Below are 9575 nucleotides of genomic sequence, written 5' to 3'. Positions count from 1 at the left end.
GGAGTCTCGCACTTCCGCTCCAATCAACCTTAAATAGTTTCGTTTTAAAAACAACAATCTTTACGAAAAGAGCCTTACATTTAAAGCAAAAGCCCTTGTCCTTCCTAGCCGGTTTATATTTCCGGCACGTTACAAGAACCGTCCGTACAAGCATCGCCTGTTGCTGGATCATTCACCATTTGCAGCGGATTTTCCTCAGCCCATATTTTTTTCAGCGTATCCAGGAACGCCTCTGTTGACTGTGCGCCGGAGATGCCATACTTGCGGTTAATGACAAAGAATGGAACGCCTGTAATTCCAAGCTGGCTTCCTTCCTGCTCATTCCCCCTTACTTCCGCCGTGAATGCCGTCCCGGAGAGAATGGCTTCAGCTTCAGACTTATCAAGACCAGCCTCTTCGGCTAACTTAACCAATGTAGCATGATCGCCAATATGCTTGCCTTCGGTAAAGTATGCTTTGAACAGGAGCTCGTTCATTTCATTCTCTTTACCTTTTGATTCAGCAAAATGCATCAAGCGATGAGCATCGAAAGAATTCGTTAAAACCACTTTGTCCAAATGATATTCGAGACCCAATTCTTTAGCCTGCTGTGTCAGGTTTTGATTGTTCGCTTCCACATCCGCGTGAGACATGCCGTATTTCTTGGCCAGCATTTCATTTTGAGACATATTGATATCCCGCTCAGCCTCTGGGTTCAACTCAAAACTGCGAAATGAAACCTCTACCTGAGCTTTATTTTCAAATTGTTTCAAAGCCTCTTCGAATCGACGCTTCCCTATATAACAAAACGGACATTGATAATCCGACCAAATTTCCACCTTCATGTAAATACCCCCTCATTTTAAATGCAATCGCATTAAGCACATTATATAATCTTGGGTATCCTCTTGCAAGGATATTACCCTAGACACTCATTTTCAAAATTGGCCAAATCGACTTTTTTCATGAATTCTTCTAATGTATAGCCCTTTAATAAGCGCAATGTTTCCTTTTCGGCCTCATTCATGATTTCCTCCAAAGCCGTATCCAGCTGCTTCCCTACTTCACCGCATTCGCTCGTTTCCATACAAACTAGACATTCCGGCCGTACCGCTTGATACACATCGGCCAAAGTAAGCTGAGAGGCAGCCACCTTCAAGCTATATCCGCCTTCCCGTCCTTCCTTTGTTTCGACGATCCCCGCCGCTGCAAGCTGAGCCATCACCCTTCGTAAAAAAGTGGCATGTGATTTAACCTTTAAGGCGATTACGGAACTTGTAAGGAGCTTTTCGCTTTGTGCGAGCCAAACCAGAGAGTGAATGGCAATAGCAAACCGCGGCGGTCCAATTTGATTATTTCGATTACCTGATGACATGCTTATCCCCCTTACACCCCTATCCATAGTAAGCCCATTATACTATGTTACGTTCTCCCGAACAAATGGACCCTTGGACTTAATCGATTCAAACATATAGGCTAAATGGTAAATCTGTATCACAGGAGATCTTCCATGAAGGAAAAATACCCCTATTTACTCGTCATACTTGGCGCAATACTGTCATCTTAGTTTGGTGTTGGACTACTCTTATGCGGAATCATCTCACTGACGATATCGCCAAAATCGTCAAAGAGTCCTGCTATTATGAACCAGAAGTTGTCTGCAAAAAAGTGACGCTTTTACAGAGTTGGATTTTGCAGCATAATTAAATAAGCTAGGATTTTTCCTAACATATTTTTTGTATGATCACAACATAAGCTGTAAATGGATTAATTCGTCCTTCAAAAGGATAATTCGTCCGTTGGTCAGGATAATTCGTCCTTCATGCAAATAATTCGTCCCTCAAAAGGATAATTCGACCCTTATTCGAATGAATCAACCCTTTAGTTTAACTAAGAAATACAAAAACCAGACGGCATGGTTTTGTTCATCGGCGGCAGCACGCCGGAACGCCTTTCGAATGCTTCTATCAGCCGCACCATCTGCGACTTCCAGATAAAAATCCACGGTTTCCTGTTCATCTTGAACGGCAAATTCCAATCCGGCTGCATAGGAGTCCGGGCATGTTTCCGTTACTTTAGGTTGTGGCTGCACCCCTGTCAAACTGTTGTATATATGGGTGAATGCTTGAAAGTGTTTTATTTCATCTTCCCTTATTTCAATGATTTGTTTCCTCTGTTTTTCATCTAACGCTAATGCAGCCAATTTCTCATAACACTGGATTGCGCTGTACTCGCCATTTATCGCCTTTTCAAGCTGGCGAATCAACTTATCCTGCTGTCTATTCCAATGACCTTCATATATTTCATGTTCATTCATGGCATAATACCTCCCCGTTCTTTATTCCATATAGTATGAAACACAGAGAATCAGGTGCCCATCAGATCATTTTATGCCTTCAAAATATGAACGGAATAGAAGTCTCGCCCCCGGTTTTCATATCTTTGATTTTTATGAGATTTGCTTTCACTTCATTTTCCCCAATGATCATGACAGCTTGAATTCCTTCTTTGTTTGCCCTTTCCAATGCTTTGTTCACCTTTTTACCTGATAATTCCACTTCCACTTTAAAACCCTTTTGGCGGTATTTTTTTGCCACGGATAACGCTTCTTTTTCCATCCCGATCGGAATGATGTAATAGTCAGCGGCAGAAACGACCTTTGTTTTTTCACCCTTCAATACAGTTAAAATCACATCCAGACCAAAAGATATGCCAACTGTCGAAACTATATCATTTGTACCTGCAAGCCCGCCGATTGCATTGTCATATCTTCCTCCACTTCCAATGCTTGACTTTAATTCGCCGTCTGCAAGAAAGATTTCATATACCGTTCCGGAGTAAATCTCAAGGCCCCGGGCTAAAAACGGTTAAAGATGCAGATATCACCCAGTTGTAGATAATCCACTAATCCTTTTAACTCCGATAGTTCCTTGAGTCCTTCTTGGAGGGTGATATTGGTGGCTTTCACTTTTTTGAAGTAATTCAAATCGATTGTCTCCGCTTCATTCAGCCAGCCCTCTATGACTTGAATCGTCGCTTCATTGACTTGTTTCCCCGCTAACTCTTGTGAGACACCCTTTATCGATATTTTTTCAAGTTTATCCAACGTCAATGTCACTTCAGCTATTTCAGACCTGGGGACCCCCAGCACTTCAAGCATCCCCGCTAATAGTTTCCGATTGTTATATTCGATACGCACATCCAATTTCAGTTTTTCGAAAACCTCTGCCGCCATCAACATCAATTCGGCCTCCGCTGCCTGGGATTCGACTCCGACCACATCCACATCACATTGGGTGAACTCACGGAACCGCCCGGCTTTAATCGGTCCATCACGAAACACTTTGCCAATTTCATATCGTTTAAAAGGCTTTCTTATTCCTGGATTCATCGCGATAACCTTTGCAAAAGGGATGGTTAAGTCATAACGGAGCGCTAATTCCCGCTTTCCCTGATCGGTCAGTGTGTACATTTCCTTTAAGATTTCCGCTCCGCCTCCATATTTCGAGGCAAGCAACCCGGCATGACTCAAGATCGGTGTTTCAATGGGCCTACATCCATAAAGTAGAAACACTTCCTCTAACGTCCTTTTCACTTCATACCGGATTTCCTCATCTTGGGGTAAATAATCCTGTGTCCCTTTTACATTTTGATAAGCCATCTTTTTCATGGAAGCCCCTCCTCCTTTATTGGCTAAAATAAAAAACCGCATTTGATTATCTTACTAATCAAATACGGTTCATGATAAATAGCTTTCCTATCAACGATTTTTTAACAATCGGATAGCAAAGCTATTTTGTATGATGATGAAGTTGTGAATTCAAGAAGGTTTTTCGTTCTTTCATTTTCATCACTCCTAATTGTCATGTATTGTAGCACATATCCTTTAAAGGAACAATATTCCATATAATATTAATCGTTTAAAGCACAATCAAAGTATCCTTTTTAAACATTTCCCGAGATCGGCCCCTATATTTGGTCTTTTTCTTCGTCTATAAGCCTGCTGATTCCATAACTCCATTTACCACCTTTTGCCCGGTCTCCAATACTACTGAATGATTTGCACATTCCCATATAAATAAGCTTCTTCCGGTGCCTTTATTTTCTTCGACTTTTTTAAATCGATCACAGGTACGGCTTCCCCTTTATAGCTTCCTTTTTTTAATGTACCCGTAATGGTGTACCAATCATTCGTCTTCATCCCTTCTACATTCCCATTGACCATATATCCATATAGCGTCGCATCCACTACACAGCAGGACATGGAGAGGCGGGAGATGGCCATTTGTTTTTCTGTAAAAGTATCCTCACGATATATGAACCCCGTAAGCTCTATTTCTTTCCCCTCGATCGTATCGAGGTTGTTCAGTAAATCATCCAGTACCTCAAAGTAATTATCATCCGTAACGGTAATTTTCTCCCCATTCGTATGTTTCCCTTTATCATACGAGCTTACCTTCTGTGGCTGCTGGTTCGCCATCCCTCTTTTCGCCAGCACTTCCCCGCTTAATGTAAAATCGGTCAAGATGAAGCCCAGAAGAATCGGACTGAAGAACAAACTATATTTCAGGACCAGCGCGGATGGGGAAGACTCTCCGTCCGATTCACAATCACAATGATGTACACCATGTTTTTGTTTTTTCATACGGAGAAGACTGATCACTAAAAAAGCAAAAAGCGCCGCCAATGCATATGGAACCATTTTGGGCGCAATCAATTTCGTTAAATGTCCCGAAACATACAATTTAAAAATCATGAGGCCCAGTCCAAGCAGCAGCAATCCCTCAAGTCTTTGGATAAAAAAACGATTCATCAGAAGCCCCCCTTACTGATCAATCCGCCTGCAATCAGGCATAGGCTGAAGACGACTGCGAAAACAAGCAAGACATATGTTATGACAAAGCTCCGTTTAAAGCAGGACATCATGATCAAGATATTTTTCAAATCCAGCATGGGCCCAAATACAAGGAAACCCAATATCGAACCTGGTAAAAAACTATGGGAAAAGGAAGCGGCAACGAATGCATCAGCAGATGAACAGAGTGAAAGCACAAACGCAATCCCCATCATCAAAGCTGTGCCTTTTATCGGCGCCAGACCAATATCGGCCATTACGTTCCGATCCATAAGCACTTGAAATATACTGGCAAACAAAGCCCCGATGATAAAGTATCTGCCGACCATAAAAAATTCCTGTGAAGTATGATCAATGAAGCTTGTCCATTTAGTTGATCGAATATCGTGTTCATGCCCGTGAACCACTTCAAATTTCTCTTCTTTCACCACATCTTTTTTGCTGAATATATAAATGAATAAACCTACGATTACAGCTGTCAGGACGCAAAGAATGATTCTTCCATATAGAATGGACGGGTTATTTTGGAACGCATAATAAGTTGAGCCGAACACGATGACATTCAATATTGGGGCAGTTACGAGCAAGACAACACCTGCATGGACCGGGACACCCTTTTGAATCAATCTCCGTACGACCGGGATGATTGCACATTCGCAGACCGGTATGATCAGCGCTGCCCCTATCGCAGCAAAAATAGCTGTCATTGGTCGTTTTGGTATCATTCGCTGAACGATTTCCTCACTGATGAACAACTGGATGAACGAAGATGCAATGGCACCCAGGAACAGGAAAGGAATCGATTCTAAAAACAACCCCAAAAACACGACGAACACAGAGTGAAGCATCGGGTAGCCCGAGAGATCAATCCCTTTTGGAATGAACACATCGCCTACAAAAAAGAATGCCAGCAGTAAAAACAATAGAATCAATAACAGCAAATTACCCGTATAACGTTTCAAAAGCATGTTCAACCACCTCGCAAATCATAATTATTACGATTTAAGTTTCGAATCGGTCTAGTATATGCTTTTGATAGGGTGAACATGACAAAAAACAAAAGAGAATGGAAGACATTCCTCCACCCTCATTTATTTCTTCGATACAAATCCCTGCTCTTGTACCCTTCTCCTAGAATCGTTTTCATTTCCTGGCGCCGTTTCACTTGGGTCGCCTCTTGTTTTGCACTATACACGTAGCGAGCCCAATCTTTACGATAGCCTGGGGTAAGTGATTGATAGAACGCAAGCAAATCAGGGGAATCCTGTAAATCATTCTCAATTTCAGAAATCATTTCGATATAATCATCCACCGATTGGCTTGCCTTGGTAGATGGACGGTTTCTATTTGCCGAATCCTCTTTCAGTCCGACTACCGTAAAGACATCATCCAATCCAACCATACGTGCAAACTTCATGTCACTCGATCCGACATAACCGTTTTCATCCGCCCCAAGGCCTTGCATCAAATCATCACGATGGATATATGCATCATATTCTTTATTTCCCTTCTTGGGATATGCCAAAAAGATATAACCGTTTTTACTCAGATAATTTTTCTCGATCACCTTACCCACGATTCCTTTTAAAGAATCCATATCAAATACAAATGCAAATATAAGATCATATGCACCCTTAGTAAGCTCTGTATCGTAATCCGGCAGCTCCGCAAAATAATCCGCCCCTGCTGGCAGATCCAAGACAGCCACCCGTTCATATTTATGTAAATTCAGTTTTTCGACTATTGTTTTAGCCATCGGCATCACCCGTCCCATTTCGTATAGTCTATTTTCAGTTTAAAAGTTTCCCATTTGGCCCGCAACTTTTCTTTCGATAAAAAAGCAAAAAAGACGAAGAGTGAACCTCCCGTCTTTTTTATTATAATCATTCTATTAGTAATCAATCTTCTTCGAGTTTCTTTTTCCCTTTGAATGCTAGCGGTAAGTACATACTTAGCAATCATCTTTTAACGTAATTTAATGGAACCGCCATCAACCATGCCCCGGCTGCAAGCATATGAATTTTTTTACCCTTCTCTTTTCAGATAATGAAGTGCCTTTATGATAAACTTATATGGTAGAGTGTTATGAAAGGAAGAAACTCCTGGTCTGACCTTTTTTAACTCAGCTTATATGCAACATCCATGATTTCCGTTAAACAAGTAATGCGTCAATTGCAGGCATAAATCTAAGTTTTATGCATAGCATGATAGGGTATCGATGCTCAAGAAAAATTCAAAACCCTGGAAATTCAGTTTCTTCCGCTAACAAGCAGAGCGAATCTTTGGAATCATGCTCATACCAATGAAACATGCCTTTTCGAGGTATCTCTTAACTCTTGCTCAATAGACCTTCCTTACAAGCATATGCCGCGCCCCTACAATCATGAATCACACATATTCCAGCAATGAATCGAAATCATGAATCCATTTGTTATCCAAATCGGTTTAAAGTTTTTTAAAATAATTTCCCATCGCCTTATTCGTCATGCAGTCCGATATCCCTTTATTTTTCTTAAATATCAAAAAATCAGTGATGCTTTCAAATGGGGGTGCCACAAAAGGGGGAGTTCACATGAATTTTATCGAGTATGATTTGCTATTCGAATCAAGAAACCAATTAATAGAGGAAATTATGGATTTGGATGAAAATATGCTGAACCATAGGCCTGTGCCTGAGGTATGGAACATCGCCCAAATTTGCCATCATTTATATCTCACGGAACAGGTGTTTACTGAAGCTATAGCTTATGGCCTTCGAGAAAGGGATTTTAATAATATCATTCAAAAAAACATTTACTTTGTTACTGATAGAACAAGGAAATTTGCATCCCCTGATAACATTTCACCCTCTGCAAACCCATTTCAATTATCGACCCTCATGGATTTACTGGGAGAATCAAGGGATCGATTATTACAGGTTCTTTATGATATGGATACAGATACCATCTTAAATAGAAAGAAAGCCAAGCATCCCATGTTCGGGGATCTCTCTTTGGATCAATGGATTGAATTATTATCCTTACATGAACAAAGGCATATCAAACAGATACAAGAAATAAAGTCATCGGTATAATGATCCCTCCTGCCGCTGGAATAGACATGATTTAATTCTTCTGCCGCTACCTTCCCTTCCTCATGATTGACTCAATTAACATGGAAATAGAAAAAGGAAAACAGCTTTTGATTCATTAATGGCATAAGAGCAGCCAGGATTTAAAAAGCTAGGCACTCAATTCTAGGGAGTGCCTAGCTTTTACTGTTTTCAAATGAAGGTAATTTTTTTTCTGCATTTTGTGCTAATGTGATTTGCCTTTCTCTCGCAGTTCTTAAAACGAATAGCTGCCCTCACTTGTTTATAGATCGCTTTGTATTCAGTATTATTAATCGCACTATAAGCCATTTTTCACTGAGAATTTGTTACCGCCAAATATCTGTTTTCTCTTTGTTAATTAAACGATGATGTACGTTTAAGTTACCCCTCTCCCTTTCTTTTTTTCATAACTTTTCTGAAGTTACACAAAATAAACCCATTAAAATTTTTGACTTACTGATAAAAATGATGTACATTACCTAGTGGGACGAACAATTTTTATATAAACAGACAAAAATATTCGTATATAGAGGTGCATATCATGGAAAACGTGTTTGATTATGAAGATATTCAATTAATTCCTGCAAAATGTGTAGTAAACAGTCGTTCTGAGTGTGATACATCCGTTACGTTGGGTATACATACATTCAAGTTACCTGTAGTACCTGCCAATATGCAAACGATCATTGATGAAAAGATTGCCATTTACTTAGCTGAAAACGGTTACTTCTATGTAATGCATCGTTTTGAACCAGAAAAGCGTCTTACTTTCATTAAAGATATGCACTCACGTGAATTAATCGCGTCCATCAGTGTCGGGGTTAAAGAAGAAGAATACGGATTCATCCAACAATTATCAGATGACAACATTGTTCCTGAATTCATTACGATAGATATTGCGCACGGTCACTCCAATGCCGTGATAAAGATGATACAGCATATTAAAAAACATTTACCTGAAAGTTTTGTCATTGCAGGAAATGTGGGAACTCCGGAAGCGGTACGGGAATTGGAAAATGCCGGTGCCGATGCTACAAAGGTAGGCATTGGGCCAGGGAAAGTATGCATCACTAAAATCAAGACTGGATTTGGAACGGGTGGCTGGCAATTAGCTGCACTTCGCTGGTGTGCAAAAGCGGCAAGCAAGCCAATCATAGCTGACGGCGGTATTCGCACGAACGGTGACATAGCTAAATCAGTTAGATTTGGGGCTTCCATGGTCATGATCGGTTCATTATTTGCTGGACATGAAGAATCTCCGGGTCAAACGATCGAGAAAGATGGAAAAGCTTTTAAAGAATACTTTGGTTCAGCTTCTGAATTCCAAAAAGGTGAAAAGAAAAACGTTGAAGGCAAAAAGATGTTTGTCGAGCACAAAGGTTCTTTGGAAGATACGTTGAAGGAAATGGAACAAGATCTTCAGTCATCCATTTCTTATGCCGGTGGAACCAAGTTGGATGCCATCCGGAATGTGGATTATGTGGTCGTTAAGAATTCTATCTTTAACGGTGACAAGGTATATTAAGATTATTATATTCCACAACCTGGTGAGCAAGATACTTTATTAAGTACTTGCTCATCTTTACGTTGGAAGGTAATTCCTTTTTTATACAGATAACTCATTAATCCTATTGTATATCTCTAACGTCA

Annotated in this window: 8 protein-coding genes and 1 pseudogene; 2 read left to right on the top strand and 7 right to left on the bottom strand. The window is 40.5% G+C overall.

Annotation, left to right across the window (positions count from 1 at the left end; all coding sequences use genetic code 11):
• Positions 1-113 precede the first annotated feature (113 nt).
• From ACFX4X_RS05800 to ACFX4X_RS05770, 7 genes and pseudogenes are all read right to left on the bottom strand, one after another.
• Complete coding sequence (locus ACFX4X_RS05800) at positions 114-824, bottom strand: DsbA family oxidoreductase (protein ID WP_377382395.1); 711 nt, start codon at positions 822-824, stop codon at positions 114-116.
• A 74-nt stretch (positions 825-898) separates the two neighbouring features.
• Positions 899-1354, bottom strand: coding sequence for an RrF2 family transcriptional regulator (locus ACFX4X_RS05795; RefSeq protein ID WP_089363590.1), 456 nt, complete (start codon positions 1352-1354; stop codon positions 899-901).
• Positions 1355-1852: 498 nt separating this feature from the next.
• A complete protein-coding gene (locus ACFX4X_RS05790; RefSeq protein WP_377382392.1) occupies positions 1853-2296 on the bottom strand; it encodes a ferritin-like domain-containing protein in 444 nt (147 codons plus the stop codon).
• Positions 2297-2375: 79 nt separating this feature from the next.
• Positions 2376-3640: pseudogene (locus ACFX4X_RS05785) on the bottom strand (histidine--tRNA ligase).
• 387 nt (positions 3641-4027) lie between these two features.
• Positions 4028-4792 carry a TIGR03943 family putative permease subunit gene (locus ACFX4X_RS05780; RefSeq protein WP_377382390.1) on the bottom strand — a complete coding sequence of 255 codons (765 nt, stop codon included), beginning with the start codon at positions 4790-4792 and terminating at the stop codon, positions 4028-4030.
• Positions 4792-5802: a permease gene (locus tag ACFX4X_RS05775; RefSeq protein WP_377382387.1), complete on the bottom strand. Its 1011-nt coding sequence runs from the start codon at positions 5800-5802 to the stop codon at positions 4792-4794. The genes ACFX4X_RS05780 and ACFX4X_RS05775 overlap by 1 nt, the downstream gene beginning before the upstream one ends.
• A 119-nt stretch (positions 5803-5921) precedes the next feature.
• Positions 5922-6590, bottom strand: coding sequence for a YdeI/OmpD-associated family protein (locus ACFX4X_RS05770; RefSeq protein WP_089363583.1), 669 nt, complete (start codon positions 6588-6590; stop codon positions 5922-5924).
• An 816-nt stretch (positions 6591-7406) separates the two neighbouring features.
• On the opposite strand from ACFX4X_RS05770, the gene ACFX4X_RS05765 reads away from it, so the two are divergent.
• Both ACFX4X_RS05765 and guaC read left to right on the top strand, forming a co-directional pair.
• Positions 7407-7907 carry a DinB family protein gene (locus ACFX4X_RS05765; RefSeq protein WP_061464455.1) on the top strand — a complete coding sequence of 167 codons (501 nt, stop codon included), beginning with the start codon at positions 7407-7409 and terminating at the stop codon, positions 7905-7907.
• 559 nt (positions 7908-8466) lie between these two features.
• Positions 8467-9450 carry a GMP reductase gene (gene guaC, locus ACFX4X_RS05760; protein ID WP_284469984.1) on the top strand — a complete coding sequence of 328 codons (984 nt, stop codon included), beginning with the start codon at positions 8467-8469 and terminating at the stop codon, positions 9448-9450.
• Positions 9451-9575: the final 125 nt, after the last annotated feature.

The sequence above is a fragment of the Peribacillus sp. YIM B13481 genome, assembly GCF_042787985.1.
Classification (GTDB): Bacteria; Bacillota; Bacilli; order Bacillales; family DSM-1321; genus Peribacillus; species Peribacillus simplex_A.
Note: the sequence above shows the minus strand (reverse complement) of the source record. Positions and strands in the feature narration are given on the sequence as shown.

Bases quoted from the DNA above. Each gene is read 5' to 3' on its own strand.
- ACFX4X_RS05800 (WP_377382395.1), bottom strand. From the start codon at position 824: ATGAAGGTGGAAATTTGGTCGGATTATCAATGTCCGTTTTGTTATATA.
- ACFX4X_RS05795 (WP_089363590.1), bottom strand. From the start codon at position 1,354: ATGTCATCAGGTAATCGAAATAATCAAATTGGACCGCCGCGGTTTGCT.
- ACFX4X_RS05790 (WP_377382392.1), bottom strand. From the start codon at position 2,296: ATGAATGAACATGAAATATATGAAGGTCATTGGAATAGACAGCAGGAT.
- ACFX4X_RS05780 (WP_377382390.1), bottom strand. From the start codon at position 4,792: ATGAATCGTTTTTTTATCCAAAGACTTGAGGGATTGCTGCTGCTTGGA.
- ACFX4X_RS05775 (WP_377382387.1), bottom strand. From the start codon at position 5,802: ATGCTTTTGAAACGTTATACGGGTAATTTGCTGTTATTGATTCTATTG.
- ACFX4X_RS05770 (WP_089363583.1), bottom strand. From the start codon at position 6,590: ATGGCTAAAACAATAGTCGAAAAACTGAATTTACATAAATATGAACGG.
- ACFX4X_RS05765 (WP_061464455.1), top strand. From the start codon at position 7,407: ATGAATTTTATCGAGTATGATTTGCTATTCGAATCAAGAAACCAATTA.
- guaC (WP_284469984.1), top strand. From the start codon at position 8,467: ATGGAAAACGTGTTTGATTATGAAGATATTCAATTAATTCCTGCAAAA.